Source organism: Nitrogeniibacter aestuarii, assembly GCF_017309585.1.
GTDB lineage: Bacteria > Pseudomonadota > Gammaproteobacteria > Burkholderiales > Rhodocyclaceae > Nitrogeniibacter > Nitrogeniibacter aestuarii.
In genome coordinates this window covers 162,610-179,568 of the sequence record NZ_CP071321.1, presented here as the reverse complement: position 1 = coordinate 179,568, position 16,959 = coordinate 162,610, and the positions used below count along the sequence as shown (strand labels likewise).

The following is a 16,959-nucleotide window of genomic DNA, read 5'->3' as shown; positions in this document are numbered from 1 at the left end:
GGCAATGCTGATCAACAAGCTTCGGGATGTGCTGCGCGAACATCAGCGCGCGAGCGTTCAGGACCTCTCACTCAAACTGGGCATGGCGCCCGACGCCCTGCGCGCCATGCTCGAGACCCTCGAAAGAAAAGGCCGGGTGCACAAGCTCCCGGCCCAGACCTGCGGCGATTGCTGCAAATGCGACCACGACGCCCTGGAGGTCTATGCCTGGGGCGCTCCTGGCGAGTCGCCGGTCAGCTTACACCGCTGAGTTCGGATGCCATCGCAGGCTCTTCACGGTCTTCCAGCGGGGTGGTATCCACCGCCTTGACCGCCTCCATGAACTCCTGCCCCCAGGCGTGCACATCGTTGTGCTGGACGATGCCGAACTGCTGACGGATGCGCCCGGCCGGGTCGCCATTCGAACCACTCATGGTCAGCCCCAGGTAGATCTTGTCTTCCAGATCGGCCGGGTCGTGCGGATTGGTGAGCAAGGTGCCATGCAGCTCGGCCGCCACGCCGGCAAACTCGGACAGCACCAGGGTGCCCTTGCCGTTGGTGAGGCCCTGCGTGGCGACGTATTCCTTGGCCACCAGGTTGAGGCCATCGCGCAATGGGGTGATCCACATGACGTCGGCCATGGCGTAGTAGCTCACCACCTCTTCGAAGGGCAGCGGACGGAAGAAGAACTGCAGCGGCGTCCAGCCCACGGTGGAGAAACGGCCGTTGACCCGCCCCACGGCGCGCTCGATCTGCTCCTGCAACTGCTGGTAGATGGTCATTTCCTTGGCCGCCGGCACACACACAGTCACCAGGGTGACCTTGCCGTGGAACTCGGGATGCTTTTCAAGCAGGCGCTCAAAGGCCTCGATCTTCTGCAGCGTGCCCTTGGTGTAGTCCAGGCGCTCCACCGACAGCACCATGCGCTTGCCCGCCAGCTCGGCCCGCAAGGCTTCCATACGCTTCTGGGTCGACTGCTCGGCCAGAATCTTCTCGATGCGGCCCACGTCGAGCCCGACCGGGTGGGCGCCCAGCCCGATGCGGCGATTGTGCACCTCGATTGTGGTGGCGTAGGTGTCCACGCCCACCGCGCAGCCATAGGTGCGGAAGCGTGGCGCACTGGCCTTGCGCTCGACCACCTTGACCGGCAGCACCCCCTGCGCGGCATCGATGAAGTTCTCCACCTGACGCGGGATATGGAAGCCGATGTAGTCGCACTGCATCAGGCTGCCGATGATCTCGCGGCGCCACGGCAGCACGTTGAACACATCGGCAGACGGGAAGTAGGTGTGGTGGAAGAAGGCGATACGCAGATCGGGGCGGAACTCGCGCAGGAAGGCCGGCACCATCCACAGGTTGTAGTCATGCAGCCACACCAGCGCGCCCTCGGCGGCCTCGGCCGCAGTGCGCTCGGCGAACATGCGGTTCACCTTGAGAAACACCTCCCAGTCTTCCTCGCGGAAGTGCGCGCGCTCCCAGAAGGTATGCAGCGTCGGCCAGAAGGCTTCCTTGGAAAAACGCTTGTAGAAGACGTCCACGTCGTTCTTGGTGAGCGCTACGCGCGCCGCCACCAGGCCCGGGAATTCCTTGCGATCCACCACGGTGTGGGTTTCAAAAGGGCGGCCGCTCTCGGGGTCGTGGATGGACCAGGCCACCCAGGCGCCGCGCTTGCCGCCTTTGAAGAACGAGAACAGCGTCGGCATGATGCCGTTGGGGGACGTGGGCCGACGACGCACCAGCTCGCCGTTCTCCCAGGTTTCTTCGTAGGGCAGGCGGTGATACACCATCACCAGCTCTGAGCGCCCTGGCTTGGACAGCTCGGCCAGCTCGGCGGCCACCGCCCCCTGGCCCAGGAAGCCGAAGTGCGACAAGGCTTCGAGAATGCCGCCACAGCCAGTGTGCTTGGCGTGAAGGATCTTGGAGCGGTCGCGGGTGGCGTCGAGCAGGCCTTGTTCTGACTCGCCCACGGCCACCCCGAACAGGCCCACCTCGAACATGGACAGATCGTTCAGCGTATCGCCGGCGACAATCACCTCGTCCCGCGGCACTTCGAGCAGATCGACCAGCTGAACCAGCGTGTTGCCCTTGTTGATCCCTTTGGGCAGCACGTCCAGATACTTGTCGGCCGAATACAGCAACTCGCAACCCAGTGCCTCGACCCGCTTGCGCAGCTCGTCGGTGACCGCCTCTGCATCGCAGAAGTACGAGCAGCGGCGCTGCTGCGGAATCTTCTGGCGACGAATGCCGGGGATGTCGGCCACCTGTTCGGCAACGACGTGCTGACCGGGCCAGATGGCATCGATCGACGACTGGATCGGCTCCACCGACTGCAGATGCGTACCTTCGACGACGGTGGCACCCACGTCGCAGATGATGAAATCGGGTTGAGGGATGGTGGGGTCATCGAGCAGGGGCATGACCACTTCGAGCCCCCGGCCGGTCACGAAGACCAGCGTGATCTCGGGGTGGTTGTTGATGAGCTGATACAGGCGGGCGCGGTTTTCGGGGTCGCCCGCCAGAAAAGTACCATCCAGATCGGTTGCAAGAATCATCGTTGTTATCCTCAATTGGCGTGGGTTTCTGTACTGGCTGCGGTCGCATGGTCCGCCGCCATCATGTCCAGCGCACCCTGAGAGGTACGCACCATGGGCACGAACACGGCCGGCTCATCGACGATGACGTCGGCACGTCGGCGCGTGTGCCAGAAGGCAATGCCCGCCAGCAGCAGGGTCATCACCATGAAGTGAATCGGCAGGGCCATGGGCCCCAGATGGCTCATCAGCGCCCCGGCGATCATCGGACCGACCGCGGCGCCGCCTCCATGAAAGAGTAGTAAAGATGCGCTGCCGCTGAGAATTTCTTCGGCTCGCAGGTGGTCGACGAGGTGAGCGACCGCAATCGGGTACAGAGAAAACGCCACACCGCCAAAGGCAAACGTGGCTGCGAGCATGAGCCAGTAATCCGCCCCGACCATCAGCATGCCCGCCGAAGCCGCCGCAGTGATCAGGGCCACCACCACCAGCGTACGGCGGCGGTCGTTACCGTCAGAAAAGTGGCCAATGGGCCATTGAAGGGCGACGCCGCCCAGAATCGCCGCCGTCATGAAATCGGCCGCGACCGTCTCGTCCGCCCCGAGGCGGCCGACATAAACGGCGCCCAGACTCCAGAAAGCGCCCATGGCCAGCCCCGACAACACGCCTGTGGTGACCGCGACCGGCGCCTTACGATAACAGGCCAGTAGTGTCATGCGTTCGCCGCTGGGCAGTTCGGGCGGCGGCAAACGTGTCGCCGACACCGGCATGGCCGCCAGACTCACGAAAAACGCCGCAATCACGAACAGCAAGTAACCGGAAGGCGCATCCACATTCAGCAACTGTTGCGCCGCCGCCAGGGCGCCCAGGTTACACACCATGTACACCGCGAACACCCGCCCGCGTAGCGCTTCACCCGCATCACTGGACAGCCAGCTCTCGATCACGATGTAGAGCCCGACGATAGCGGCCCCAGCAATGACGCGCAGTGCAATCCACACCCAGGGGTCGATCACCATGAGATGACCGAGCACGGCCGCACCGACCGCCGCAGTGAAGAATGCAAAGCCACGAATGTGGCCGATTCGTTTGATAAGACGCGGCACCAGCAAGGTGCCGACAAGGAAGCCAGCGAAATAACTCGACCCCATGAGGCCGAGGATGCTGTCGGAAAAGCCTTCGAGCGCCCCGCGAAGCACGAGGAGCGTATTGAGCAGGCCGACCCCCAAAAGCAAGAGGATCGTCCCTGAGAGCAGCGCCAAGATACGAGCGACAACCGGAAGCATGTTTCTCCAGGCGTCAGCTTCGACCAGGTGGATCAACCACCGCGACCTCGACCGGACAAAGGCACGCAGACACGATCGACGTGACCAGTGCGCGCTTACGCGATCACCAAATGGGCTGCTCTGTGAGCACAACCCGCGCGCGTTCCTGTCCGATCGAACTGCAGTGCCGGGATCACCGGCCAACGCTGGAACGCAAATTAGTTTTGTAGGAACATTGTACCGGGTTTGGTGCAATGCACAATCGGTCTTATCCTACATACCCTGCGTTCATCCCGTAGGCAATGCCTCCATATGGATGTCACAGAACACCCTTATGCTCCCGACAACCCCCCGGACAACCCAGTGAGGTCAAACCCATGATTGCCCAAGCGCTCGTCAAAGAACACCAGATCGAATCCATCGACCACCTGCACGCCTATGGTCAATTGAGCGTGGATACCATCGAGAAAATGATGCAGCTCTCGCTCCAGCACGCCCGCGACAGCTTCGACACCCAGGCCGAGCGCGCCCAGACCATGCTCTCCGGCGCTCAACCGAGCCCCGTGCAGGTGGACACCGCCGTCTCGGTGCTGCAAAGCGCCATGCAGGTGTTCACCAACAGCTACGAAAAGTGGGTCGACCTGCTCAACGCCCAGCTGGCCACCATCCAGCGCACCGCCCACGCCAGCTACGAAGATCTGCAGCGCTGGAGCCCGGCCGGCACTGAAGTGATGGTCGAAGCCGCCGAACTGATGACACAAGCCGTCGAAGAAAGCGCCGAACTGGCCGCCGAAGCCGGCGCGAGCATGCTGAAGACGATGGAACAGAGCACCACGGCTGTGGAGAAGAAGCCGGTGACGCGCCGTCGGGTGGCGGTTAAGAAGACGGCTTGAACTTCCGGGCTTGAACGCAATAAATCAGGGCGCCGCGGCGCCCTGATTAACTTCTTCATCGATCTTTTGGCGCAACGGTTTGCCAGCCTACTGCAACCAGCAGTGCCTTCAACCCCCTGCGAATGCCGTTGAGCAGGCTCTTACGGCCACCCACGAGGGTTTGCATGGTCCAGAAGACTTGCGGTAAGCGATCAGAGAGTGGGCCTGATCGACACGCTCGCAGTGATCTGCTCGGCCAGCGCTTGCACCTCGTCCTGCGTCAGCGGCGTAATGCCGCGCTTGGTGGCGTTCTCCTGCGTCTGCTCGACGAACAAGCGGATGTCCGGCTCAGCCTCGGGGGCGTCCGGATTGCCGCGCGCGACCACGAGATAGATGTGGTCGGTGGGACCGCCTTTTTCGCGCACCACTTCCACGAACGATGCCGTGCCTTTACGACCGGCGATGTCCACACTGCGCATGGAGAATGGGCGCTTCCAGTGGGTTTTGAACGTGTGCAGCCATGTCATCTGCTGGTTCCAGAAATCACTCGTGCGCGTCTCGTCTGTGACGGTATCCGGGCGGGCATGGTCGCCCTTTTTCGGTGTGGGGCTTGCGCTACTGCTCTCCAGATTGATGACGATGTCCGGGTGATCATTGAGCCGGTAGCTCATGGCGATGCTGTGCGGGGTGGTGCCGTCGTCGCGGATGAAGGCATAGGGCAGGCAGACGCCAGGTTCGTGGGGGGTGTCGAAAAGGGGGCGGGGACGAAGGTTCGTGCTCAAACCGTTAGCCAAAGCCTTCACTTCGTCAAAGCGTTTTTCGTCCGTGCGAAGTTTCCATGTCAGCGCATGTTGGCCAAATATCAATGTGGAAGAGATGTAAAACACATCGCTTCGCACCAGCACTGAGCCTTCAAGCGGACCAGTATTCAAATATGTCACTTGTCCGCCTTGGTCTTTCGCATGCTGCTGTACCCGGATATTTCGCTCCTTGATGGCCCCCTTCAGATTCGCGACTTCCTGATTGCTGAGTTTTTGACTGACTTCCACGCCGGCGCGAAAATATAAATTGACCCGCGAAGCGTACGACCCATCTGAGTACGTGTGCCGGATACGCTTTGTCTGAGTTGCGGCAAACTGTTCAATGAATGCCGAACTTGGTAAGGCTGCCTGATCGGCCTCGCCCGGCAACGAAATCTGCATGCGCCCTACGCATTCGATTGGCCATGTCTGGTTTGCAGGCTTGTCGGCGCAAGCGCCCAGCGGCAGACAAAGCCCGAGGGCCATCGCAATATTCCGGTAGCTCATACGTGTTCGTCCGTTATAGCTTGGTCTTCTTGCGTTGCGTCCCAAGCGGTCTTTAGCGGCGTACCGGCCGGTGTACGATCGTTCTGCACCACTAGCGATGTCGGGAACACAAACTTGATATTCTCGCCTTCGGTCCAGTGAACGGGCAGGGCGGTAATGAATCCTTTGATGTCGTTGAGGCCGGCCACGGCGGTCGGGTTGTAACGTGGCTTACCCCAGAATTCCGACTGGAACGGTAATGGCGATTTCAGATAGCCTTTCTTTCCCCAATTGGCCGCTATTCCCTCAGGCACGTCGGAGCTTGAATCCCAAGTGGGCAAGATCTTGGCAGGAACCCTGCCTTCGACCTCATCTACCCAATTCCTCGGAACAAACTCAAACGCCTTCTCATACGCCTCGGCATTCTCCCGCGCCTGCTTCTGAATCGCCTTCCAACTGGCTGGCTTGACCGGCTGTTCGATGGCCGCCTGCAGATGCGTGGCCGGGCGCACATTGCCGGTGATTCCGAACAGCTTCTTCCAGATGTCCATGCGCAGTTCCCGCGCAAACTTGCGCACCGGCGTCTGCCGGCCCAGGCCGATGTCGGCCTTCTCATGGGTGTCGTCAATCACCAGTACCGCCAGTTCCGAATCGCGTTCGCCCAGCAAGCTGCGGTCATCGATGTTGGCACTGCCAATGAGCGCGATCCGGTCATCCACAACCATCAGCTTTGAGTGCACGTAGATCTGTTCGGTCACGTAGCGCTCGCAAAGCTTTTCCCAGTTGCGCAGGTTGAGCAAGGTGACGTACTCGTCGCAGGCTTCGAGCAGGGATGTCTTCGGGCCCAAGCAATTTCCATCCAGCCTTGAAAATTTGTATCCAAGGGAAGCACCAAATCGGAGGCCAAGACGGTCTTAGGGAAATGACACCCCGTACTCGACGATGGGCACCAGCACTGCGCCGCTGCGCCCGAACCAGCTCGCGATGGAGACGTGGACGACAACCGGACCTTCCGTGGTGCTACCCATCTTGAACAGGCGCCGAGATTCGAGCGGGGTTTCTTCCAACTCCTTTTCGTCGAGCGAGTAGGTGTACACCTCGTAGAGCTTCACATCGTCGAAATCGACCGGATCGGGGTCGTAGTAAGACCTCTCTCGATCCCAGCAATCGAACAACTCGGTGAATGTCAGATACCAGTAGTCCTCATGCCAGTTGTTCTTGTGGTCGATGTAGATGGCAGGCTGGATGGCGAGGTTTGGGATTTCAAGCGGCAGGAGTTTGTCGCGTACTTCGTCTTTGACGAGGACGTCGGAGCCATCGAATAGAATTTCGGGAGGCGGGTCGATGGGCCTAATTCGATTTGCTCGTTGATGCTCCAATGAGCCGTTGTGAAATATCAGAGGCTTCGTGTGCAGCGGAAGCCGAGTGAACCGATAGCCCTTCCTTGCGGTGTCCTCATCCGGCGTCATTTCTGGCATTCCCTCTGCCCTGTCCTTCAGCACGAAATAGTATTCGCCGTCGAATTTTCCTGTGCTCATCGTCCGACCTTCAGCACCGCTCTCGCTTCAAGGAAATGACACCCCGTACTCGGCGATGGGCACAAGCACTGCGCCGCTGAGTCCGAACCAGCTCGCAATGGAGACATGGACGACGACGAAGCCATCCAGCGTGCCACCCATCTTGAACAGCCGTCTGGACTCGAGTGGGGTTTCGTCAAGCAGGTCATCGTTCAGGGAATATTGACGTACGTTGTAGATCTTCACTCCATCGAAATCGATGGGCTTGGGCCGATATGACGATCGCTCACGATCCCAGCAATCGAACAACTCGGTGAACGTCAGATACCAGTAGTCCTCATGCCAGTTGTTCTTGTGGTCGATGTAGATGGCAGGCTGGATGGCGAGGTTGGGGATTTCCAGCGGCAGAAGTTTATCGCGTACTTCGTCTTTGACGAGGACATCCGAACCGCTGAAAAGGATGTCTGGAGCCGGGTCACTTGGCCGTATGTGATTGCTCTTCTGAAAATCCGACGCACCGTTGAAGAAGATCAATGGCTTGGTATGCATCGGAAGCCGCTCCGACGTATAAGGCTTGCGAGATGTATCTTCGTCGGGTGTCAACGACGGCAAACGCTCGTCTTGCGCTTTTCTAACAAAGTAGTAGTCGCTATCGAATTTTCCTGTGCTCATCGTCCGACCTTCAACACCGCTCTCGCTTCAGGGAAATGACACCCCATACTCGGCGATGGGCACAAGCACTGCGCCGCTAAGTCCGAACCAGCTTGCAATGGAGACGTGGACGACAACCGGACCTTCCGTGGTGCTACCCATCTTGAACAGGCGCCGAGATTCGAGCGGCGTTTCTTCCAACACCTTTTCGTCGAGCGAGTAGGTGTACACCTCGTAGAGCTTCACATCGTCGAAATCGACCGGATCGGGGTCGTAGTAAGACCTCTCTCGATCCCAGCAATCGAACAACTCGGTGAATGTCAGATACCAGTAGTCCTCGTGCCAGTTGTTTTTGTGGTCGATGTAGATCGCCGGCTGGATGGCGAGGTTGGGAATTTCCAGCGGCAGGAGTTTGTCGCGCAGCTTGTCCTTGACGACAACGTCGGAGCCACTGAAGAGGATTTCCGGGGGCGGATCGTACGGAGTGATGCGGTTCGCCTTTTGATAATCCAAGGAGCCGTTGTGGAAAATCAACGGTTTGGTATGCATCGGGAGTCGCTTGGACGTATAGGGTTTGCGCGACGTGTCTTCATCGGGTGTCAGGTATGGAAGACGCTCATCGTGAGGGACTTCGTGGACAAAATAGTAGTCATTGTCAAACCTGCCTGCGCTCATCGTCCCACCTTCAACTGATACGGCTTATCTTTCCGGTATGTGATTTGCTCGTCCTTCTGGCCGGGGCCTTGCTGACCGTGGTGATGTCGCTCCACCGGGCAGGGATGGTCTTCGTGGCGAGGAATCGAATCGACCCCGCCGCAGCCGATCTTTGATGTCGGGCCGAAGTGCTTCGCAACTCTCGTCAGAGGAGCTTTACTCGGGACGATTCGGATGAGTTTCGCAATTTTCTTGCTGATCTCATCCATCTTCTGGTGAATCGTCCGCCGCCGGTCCGGATCCTCGGCCGGGCAATTGTCGGTAAGCAGGCGCTTCAACTCATTGACTCGCTTGGCGATCGTTCTATGGTAGTCATCCGGTCGCTTCCGATCATCATCAAACTCATCCCCCTCGACCGGCGCCCTGTGATCTCCCCGGTGCGGCTGCACGCCCAAGTGGCACGCGCCCTGTAGCGTCGAGGGAATGAAGACCAGATTGTCCAACAGGTTGATGTCATAGCCAAATCGAACGAGATCGTTCCCAAGACCAGACTTCTTCACCCCCTCCGCCGAAATCACATGATGCGCCTGCATCTTGATTCCGTGGTGGCGCGGGTGGCCGGGGTCGGAGAGCAGGTCCGTGGCGTCCTTGATGCGTTTGAGGTACTTGGCGTCCTTCAGTACGTTGCCGAGCATTGTGCCTTCTTCTCCTTATTCGTACTCGACCGTGCCCAGCCGCCCGTGCGGTGTGCTGTGTTTGCTGCTGCCGCAGATGCGGCAGCGGCGGTCGCGCTTGATGGCGGCGCGGCGGGCGGTGATGGTGGTTTTTGTGCTGCCCGCAACACGCAGGCCGCGCTGGCGCGCCACGTTGAGCTTGGCGCCCAGGGCGTGGAGCTGGTTGGCGGCGGCCGAGAAGTCGTCGAGCATGCGGACAAAGGCGGCGAAGGCGCGTTGCGCCGCTTCGACCTTGCGGGCAACGCCGGCGACCTTGGCGCTGCTGGCGGCAATTCGCGCGCCGAGTGCGGCGATGCGTGCTGCGGCGACGGTGCCGGCCGATAGCAGTGCGGTGACGATCAGCAGCACCACTTCAATCATCAGGTAGGCGCCGCCCTTGCCGGCGTGGTAGGCGTAGAAGTTGGGCGGCACGGCTTCGATGGCCAGGCTGACGTAACTCAGATAGGCCAGCGCGCTGTCATTGTCCTGAATGATCTCCAGCACGACGTAGAAATTCGGGTCGTTGCGAATGCCATCGGCCAGTTCCTTGTCGATCTTCGGTAGTGTGTTGTCGACAAAGGCTTGCACCGCTTTGGCGTCACCTTCTGCAATCAGCTTAGGGAGGTTGAGAATGTCGTCCCGATAGGCCCACACCCGCTGGGCGATGGCAATGACCTCCTCGATGTCATCAACCGTTTCCCTCATCGCTTCGTACTTTCGCTGGAGATCGTCAACGACGGCCTGCTCGGCCGATTCGATCTGGCTTTGCCACCATGCCCAGTTGGCGAGGGTATCGTCGGCGTTCTCGAAGAGCGCGTCGATGCGCTGGTAGACATCCGCCGCATACTCGCGGGTGGTGTCGTAGACGGCGCCTGCCGCATGCTCCAACTTGTCCCCCAACGCGACCCACGTCTTCTTGTCGAACATGTCGGCAAAGTCGTCGGCCCAGTCACCAACACCAGCGCTGGCACCGTCGATGGCCGCTTCGCCCAACGCGACCATGGGGTTGGCATCCCAGGCCGCCTGCATTGGTGCCATGTGCTCAACGAGATTGCCATAGCAACCGTCAAGGCGTTGAATGATCAGCAATCTGTCGTCGTGAATCTCCTTCTCACTGACATTTCTCGGATTTGCCATCACGGCGACGGAGCCGCCCTGTGGGGTGAGCAACTTCTTCGCGCCCTCGTCTTCCGAAGCCATCTGGCCTTACTCCTTGGTCTTGGGGAGGTTGAAGTGGGTGGCCAGCGGCTGTCCGCCAAGATCGAGCTTCATGTCGTCCAAGGGCCAACGGGTGTTCCAGGCGTCGTCGTATACCGCGTCAACCTTGACCCAGTCGCTGTTCTCAGTGGGCATGACGGGCAACGCGTAACTCTCGCTCGTCGGCCCACTAAAACTCTTCTTGCTCGCATGCACCGTAATCGTCCCCGGGCACTGCACGGTGATGCCCCCGTCGATGGTGATGCTCGCCCCGCCCCCGACTGACATGACGATCTTCTTGGCCGCCGCAAAGTCGATGTTGGCGCTGGCCGAGACGAGTTTGAGGTCCTTCTTGCTCTGGAACTTCATCTCGTCGCTCTGGGCCTGGGCATCGATGTCGCCTTGTGCGGCAATGAGCTTGATGCCGGTGTTCTGCTCGCCGGGCTGAATGGCGCCGGCGAGCAGGCCGATGGCCTGGCCGGTGTGGATACGGGTCTTGCCGGCGATGGCGAAGTTGGTGTCCTGGCCGCTCATGAGGGTGGCGGTCTCGCCCACGGTCCATTGCAGGTGTTGCCCGGCAACCATGGCCAGGCCGGCTTTGGCGGCCTGGACGATGGCGGCATCGGTGAGATGCGGGACTTTGCCATCGCCCACGGCGGTGTTCTTGGCGCCCGCGTCGCTGTTCGCGGCGCCGGTGCTGTCCCGGGCGACCATGCCACTGGCGACGGTGTGCAGGGCCTTGAGGGGGGCGGCGTCGGGGTCGATGGCGCTCTGGTTGGCGGCCTGGGAGCCCAGGGCGCTGGCCAGTTGCACGGTCTGGTGGGTCTTGGCGGCGCCCGAGAGGGTTTCGCCTAGGGTGGTGGCTTGCTTGAGCAGGGCCATGCCGGCGCTGTTGTCGCCGGCCGGTTCTCGGTCACTGCCTTTGGCCCAGGTGCTCATGAGCAAGCCGTTGCCGGCGCGCAGGGCGCCCCAGGCATCGGTTCTGAGTTCGACGCCGGTGCCACGGAAGGAGCCGCGGTAGTTGTCGGCCTGGTGGATGAGGTGGCCGAGGTTGAGTTCGCTGGTCGATTCGGTGCTCTTGAGCTGCACGCGCTGCTGGCTGTCAGTGTCGTCGAAGACGAGCTGGTTGTAGCCGGCGTAGCTGCCGTTGGCACCAAACTCCTTGGTCTTGAAGCCGGTCAGGGCAGCGGCGTGGCCGTGGCCCGTGGAGGCGCCGCCGTGCCAGGCGGGGCTGTTGCCGGCGCTGAGGTTGCCCTGGGCGGAGGGGCTGTGGTCGGTGGCCTGGGTGAAGACGCTGGTGTCCGATTCGCTGCCGGTCTCGCCGCCCGGGGTGGGGGCGACGCCACCCTCGCCCCGACCGTTGTAGAGCGCGCCGATGACGATGGGGCGGTCGATGTCCTGCCCCAGGAAGCCCACGAGCACTTCCTGCCCGATACGCGGGAGAAACTGCCAGCCCATGCCTTCGCCGGCCTGGCGGCTGGCCACGCGCAGCCAGCAGCTGCGGTTGTCGTCCGCTTCGAGGCCTTGCTGCCAGTGGAAGCGCACCTTGATGCGTCCGTATTTGTCGCAGTAGAGCTCGTCGGCACCATTGGGGCTGGCTTCGCCCTGCGGGCCGACGACGATGGCGGTCATGGGGCCGGGGGCGGTGGGGCGCGGGTTGAGGCGCTCGCCGGTGCCGTCGGCCAGTACGGGGCGCCAGGGCACGCTGAGGCGTTGGGTGTCGAACTGGTTGCCGTAGCCGCGCTCGCAGGCCAGTTCGAGGATGCGATCGGGCAGTTGGGCGGGGGCGTGGGCGATGTCGGCGCGGGGTGTCTCGGCCTCTTCCCAGGCGCCGGGGTCGGTGTGCAGTGCGCCGGACAGGCGCTTGGCGATGCTGGCCATGGCTTCGCCGGTGAGGTTGTTGATGCCCACATGCAGCACCGAGCGCAGGCCGAAGCGGGTGGCGTTCTCGTCGGTGGCGTCGTCGGGTGAGTCGACCAGGGCGTCGAGCGTCGATTCGCTCAGGCTGAAGGCCAGCCCGGGGCGGAAGCTGCGCACGGTGCCGCGGCCGATGAAGGTCTTGAAGCGTGCTTCGCGCGCTTCGAGCATGAGCCCGGCGTAGTGCTCGGCTTCGGCCCGGTCGGCGTAGGCGTAGAGCCCGGCGTCGTCGAAGTCTTCGAGCACCGGGGCGTTGGGGCCGCCGGGGCGCTGCACGCTGGGCAGGCTGGTGGCGACGATCTTCTTGTGCTTGTAGTCGTAGCTGAGCGTGGTGCCCACCGACAGGCCGAGCTTGCGGTGGGCGCCGAGCGCGACGATGGCGTCGCTCTCTTCCTGCGAGTCGGCGCGGTGAAAGCGGATGCCGCCCACCTGGGACTGGACGTCTTCGGGGAAGGCGCCGCTGTCGGCGAACAGGCGCATGCGGTGGCCGGCCGGGGCGCTGTCGTCTTCTTCCATGCACCAGCCGATGCCCTCTTCGGCCAGCAGGCGGGAAATGAAGGCGTAGTCGGTTTCGCCGTATTGCACGCAGTAGCTGCGGGGACGCACGCGCTCCAGAAAGCCTGCCACTTCATCGCTCCACTGCCAGGCAGCGAACTGCTGGTGGGTGGCGAATACCTGTTCGACGATCTGGACCACGCTCTTGTCCTGGAAGACGCGGTTGTTGCGCGTTTGCGTGAGCAGCCAGCTCCAGGGCACCACCACCAGCCGGTGGCGGGTGAAGCCGCCGTCGCTGCCCAGCTTGAAGGCGGCGCGCACGAGACCGCTGCGGGTGCTGGCGCTGCCGTCGGGCAGGGCGCAGCGCAGGCTCACCGCCTTGCCCAGAAAGTCCTTGAGCGCCAGGTGTGCGTCGGTCGACAGCGCGTCGATGCACAGCTCGAACCCCTGCGACAGGGCCTCATGGCCCCACCAGGCTTCGACCAGCAACTCAGGGCCGCTGTCGCGCCAGCTCAGATCGTACAGCCGCGTGGCGGTGGAAAACTCGGAAAACATGGCAAGGTCAGGACAAACACGAGGGGTTGTATGGTACGCGAGACTATGCCATTGGCAAACAGACAGCCGCAAATCATGCCATTTCAATGATCTCGCAAGAGGCGCCAGATCCCCCTGCTTCGCACAGGGTGGAGCCGTCATGAAAACGGTGGCATGCTGTACGTTTCAGGTCGCACCCAATAGCGGCCACAGACCAGAGATTGGGAGACACCCGTGCCAGGCTTGTTACCAGACGTCGATCCCGACGGCTTGCTCGAATACTCGGTGGTTTACACCGACCGATCACTCAACCACATGTCGCAGAAGTTCCAGACGGTCATGCGGGATGTGTCGCGGATTCTCAAAGACACCTACAAGGCAGAATCGGCCGTGCTGGTACCCGGCGGCGGCACCTACGGCATGGAGGCCGTGGCGCGCCAGTTCGCGTCCGGCAAGAAGGCGCTGGTGATCCGCAATGGCTGGTTCAGCTTCCGCTGGACGCAGATCTTCGACATGGGCAACATTCCGTCGAGCCACACGGTACTCAAGGCGCGTCGCACCAGCGATGAATATCAGGCCCCCTTTGCGCCGGCACCCATCGATGAGGTGGTGGCGACCATTCGCGCCGAGAAGCCGGCCATGGTGTTTGCGCCGCATGTGGAAACCGCCGCCGGCATGATCCTGCCCGACGACTACCTCAAGGCCGTGGCCGAGGCCACGCACGAGGTGGGCGGCCTGTTCGTGCTCGACTGCATTGCCTCGGGCACCGTGTGGGTGGACATGCAGGCCACCGGTGTGGACATCCTCATCAGCGCGCCGCAAAAGGGCTGGAGCGGCTCACCCTGCTGCGCCATGGTGATGATGAGCCAGCGGGCACTCGAGGTCATCGAAACGACCACCAGCACCAGCTTCGCCGCCGACCTGAAGAAGTGGATGCAGATCATGAATGCCTACCTCGGCGGCGGCCATGCCTACCACGCCACCATGCCGACCGATGGCATCACGAAGATGCGCAATACCATGCTGGAGATGGAGGGCATCGGGTTCGAGAAGCTCAAGAGCGCCCAGATCGAGCTGGGCCGCCGTGTGCGCGACCTGCTCGAAGGGCATGGCTTCAAGAGTGTGGCGGCGCCAGGCTTCCAGGCGCCGGGCGTGGTGGTGAGCTACACCGAAGACGACGCCACCCACACCGGCAAAACGTTCATGACCAAAGGCCTTCAGACCGCTGCGGGCGTGCCGCTACAGTGCGACGAACCTGCCGACTTCAAGAGCTTCCGCGTGGGCTTGTTCGGCCTCGACAAGCTGATGGACGTGGACCGCACCGTCGCCACGCTCAACACGGCGCTCAACGCGGCGTGATCAGGCGCGGGCGTCGCCTCCGGCGGCGCCCAGGGCTCGCGTGTCGAGCGTATTGGCGATCAGGCGGTCGAGCCGCGTCATGGCAAAGAGCGTCACCATGAGCCACACCATGAAGCTGAAGCCGTCGAGCGCCAGCAGCCCGGTCCCCCACAGGCCGAAGGCGATCATCATGGCCATCCACACCTTCTGCCAGCCCGCATCGCGCGCATAGACGCACAACCACAGTGGCGGGGTGATCAGGGCGAGTGCGGTATAGAACACCACGACGCCCTTGATGAAAATGAAGAACAGGACCCAGCGGAAACCAGTGGGACGGATCAACCCGAAGAAGCCATTGACCACGCGATCGGCCAGCGCGGCATGGCACACCGCGACCAGCGCCGCCAGCACGATCCAGGCCGCGGCAATGGGCAGCGACATCAGCCAGCCCAGACTGGTGTTTGCCCCCAGCACCGCGCTGAACATGCCCCACATGGGGAGATACAGAGGCTCCCATGCTTCACCGCGCGGCCATAGGGCAAGCAATGGCAAGGCACTGAAGAGCGCCGATATCGCAATCCAGACGCCGGGATCCATCGCCACGTCGTCCCTCTGCATGGCGTCGTAAGGCACGGTCAAACCCACCGTCAGAATCAGCAGATAGGCCAGCCAGAGCCAGTAGGTGACGCGCTGGTGTCGTTGCTGGGCCAGCCATTCGCCCGGCCGCGTCCCGCCCAACCGGCTGAAAATACCGACCAGCCCGGGCAGGGGCCATTCGGCCATCATGTAATAGCCGAGCGCGCCTCCCCCGAGAAGCAGCAAGGGGTAGGTCAGTCGCGGCTCAAGCGCAGTTCCGGCGCCAAGCGCATGGAGCACGCCGTCGACGCCATGCATGAATCCGATGAGCGCAGCGACGGCGAGCAGACAAACGAAGAACACGGCACGCACAGCGCTGGAGAGCGGCCGCACTGGCAGCTCCGCAACCGAGAGAACGACGGCCGCATCTGGTGCCTTCAGATCACGATAGTGCGCCACAGGGCTCAAGAGCAGGCGCGCCCAGAAGGTGGCATAGCGTTTTTCGGCATGCGCCCGCGCCGAGTCGAGCAAGCGAGACAGGCGCGCCTGCGCGGCCCTGAGGCCTCGCGGCCCGAGTTCGGCGAGATCTTCCCGCGCCCGCTCGATGCGCTCATAGAGCGCCAGCGCGTCGTCTTCACCGATGAGTTGTTCGAGCCGGAAATCACGCCCCCAGTCGAAGCAGTTTGCCAGCGTGAGGACCAGCCGGGGCGGAAGGTCAGATTGCTCCAGCACGAATCCGGCACACCGCACCTGCACCTCGTCCTGTTCGCGCAGCGGCAGCTGATGGAGCAGATGCACGAGGGCTTCGCTGCGGTCTTCATTCGGATCGTCGGCGTCACGCCAGTCGGCCAGCACATCGAGCACGTCGTTGGCGTCGACGGCGTGCAGATCGTCGAAACCGTAGATCGGGTCGGCCCAGGTGGCTTCATGCTCAGGCACCACATGCCGATGCCAGCGTGGCACAAGGGTTGGCGCGGCCTGCCCCAGCACACTCACGAAGATGAGCGGTTCGGCCGCGCCCTCGCCCGTGAGCAGCACGCGATCGTGCGGCATGAGCACGGCGGCCGGATCGACACCGACACGCTGCCACCAGGCACGATGATCCGGTGGTGATACCGCGATCTGCACTTCATGCTCTGGCGGTGGGCGCGTTTCGTGGCTGCTCGTCGGGCTGTCGAGGTCCGATGGCGCGGCAGCCTCATCCGTCTCGCTGACGTCCTCGTCCGGGTCGTCGTCCTCCTCCCGCCAGCCGGGATTGGCCTTTGCCCAGCGCGCAAATTGCTGCGCCCAGTCGTAGGCCTCGCGCAGGCGCTGGTAGGCGCCGGCATCGTCCTCGGGCCGGTTGAGCTTGAGTGCCTTGGCATAGGCACGCTTGATGGTGGCCAGGTCGTCGGTGGGTTCGAGCCCCAGGCAGTCCCAGTGGTCATTCACGCC

General features: G+C 62.3%; 14 protein-coding genes. 3 read left to right on the top strand and 11 right to left on the bottom strand.

The genetic code is table 11. The features are described 5' to 3' along the window. The first annotated feature begins 4 nt into the window (after positions 1-4). Positions 5-250, top strand: a complete 246-nt coding sequence (locus J0W34_RS00785; protein ID WP_230970315.1) for a FeoC-like transcriptional regulator — start codon at positions 5-7, stop codon at positions 248-250. Here the strand turns inward: J0W34_RS00785 and ggpS are convergent. Together ggpS and J0W34_RS00775 are read right to left on the bottom strand one after the other, a co-directional pair. Continuing rightward, the gene (ggpS, locus tag J0W34_RS00780; RefSeq protein WP_230970314.1) at positions 234-2,531 is read right to left on the bottom strand and encodes a glucosylglycerol-phosphate synthase; all 2,298 of its coding nucleotides are present in this window, start codon (positions 2,529-2,531) and stop codon (positions 234-236) included. The two genes, J0W34_RS00785 and ggpS, sit on opposite strands and share 17 nt — an antisense overlap. An 11-nt stretch (positions 2,532-2,542) precedes the next feature. Next, entirely contained in the window at positions 2,543-3,796 is a 1,254-nt protein-coding gene (locus J0W34_RS00775) for an MFS transporter (protein WP_227818239.1), read from the bottom strand. A 356-nt stretch (positions 3,797-4,152) separates the two neighbouring features. Here J0W34_RS00775 and J0W34_RS00770 point away from each other — a divergent pair, with 356 nt between their 5' ends. Then, the gene (locus J0W34_RS00770; protein ID WP_230970313.1) at positions 4,153-4,668 is read left to right on the top strand and encodes a hypothetical protein; all 516 of its coding nucleotides are present in this window, start codon (positions 4,153-4,155) and stop codon (positions 4,666-4,668) included. A gap of 191 nt (positions 4,669-4,859) precedes the next feature. Here J0W34_RS00770 and J0W34_RS00765 read toward each other — a convergent pair whose 3' ends face one another. The 8 genes from J0W34_RS00765 to J0W34_RS00730 form a co-directional block, all read right to left on the bottom strand. After that, entirely contained in the window at positions 4,860-5,954 is a 1,095-nt protein-coding gene (locus tag J0W34_RS00765; protein ID WP_230970312.1) for a T6SS immunity protein Tli4 family protein, read from the bottom strand. Next, the gene (locus J0W34_RS00760; protein WP_230970311.1) at positions 5,951-6,781 is read right to left on the bottom strand and encodes a phospholipase D-like domain-containing protein; all 831 of its coding nucleotides are present in this window, start codon (positions 6,779-6,781) and stop codon (positions 5,951-5,953) included. The genes J0W34_RS00765 and J0W34_RS00760 overlap by 4 nt, the downstream gene beginning before the upstream one ends. Positions 6,782-6,847: 66 nt before the next feature. Next, entirely contained in the window at positions 6,848-7,471 is a 624-nt protein-coding gene (locus J0W34_RS00755; protein WP_230970310.1) for a hypothetical protein, read from the bottom strand. 27 nt (positions 7,472-7,498) lie between these two features. Further along, complete coding sequence (locus J0W34_RS00750) at positions 7,499-8,122, bottom strand: hypothetical protein (protein ID WP_230970309.1); 624 nt, start codon at positions 8,120-8,122, stop codon at positions 7,499-7,501. 27 nt (positions 8,123-8,149) lie between these two features. Then, positions 8,150-8,776, bottom strand: a complete 627-nt coding sequence (locus tag J0W34_RS00745; RefSeq protein WP_230970308.1) for a hypothetical protein — start codon at positions 8,774-8,776, stop codon at positions 8,150-8,152. Further along, positions 8,773-9,450 carry an AHH domain-containing protein gene (locus J0W34_RS00740; protein WP_230970307.1) on the bottom strand — a complete coding sequence of 226 codons (678 nt, stop codon included), beginning with the start codon at positions 9,448-9,450 and terminating at the stop codon, positions 8,773-8,775. Before J0W34_RS00740 ends, J0W34_RS00745 begins: the two co-directional genes overlap by 4 nt. Before the next feature lie 15 nt (positions 9,451-9,465). Then, positions 9,466-10,668, bottom strand: a complete 1,203-nt coding sequence (locus tag J0W34_RS00735; protein ID WP_230970306.1) for a hypothetical protein — start codon at positions 10,666-10,668, stop codon at positions 9,466-9,468. A 6-nt stretch (positions 10,669-10,674) separates the two neighbouring features. After that, a complete protein-coding gene (locus tag J0W34_RS00730; RefSeq protein ID WP_230970305.1) occupies positions 10,675-13,632 on the bottom strand; it encodes a type VI secretion system Vgr family protein in 2,958 nt (985 codons plus the stop codon). A gap of 213 nt (positions 13,633-13,845) precedes the next feature. Between J0W34_RS00730 and J0W34_RS00725 the strand changes: the two genes are divergently transcribed. Continuing rightward, positions 13,846-14,970 carry an aminotransferase class V-fold PLP-dependent enzyme gene (locus J0W34_RS00725; protein WP_230970304.1) on the top strand — a complete coding sequence of 375 codons (1,125 nt, stop codon included), beginning with the start codon at positions 13,846-13,848 and terminating at the stop codon, positions 14,968-14,970. Here J0W34_RS00725 and J0W34_RS00720 read toward each other — a convergent pair whose 3' ends face one another. Further along, entirely contained in the window at positions 14,971-16,956 is a 1,986-nt protein-coding gene (locus J0W34_RS00720) for a J domain-containing protein (protein WP_230970303.1), read from the bottom strand. Positions 16,957-16,959: the final 3 nt, after the last annotated feature.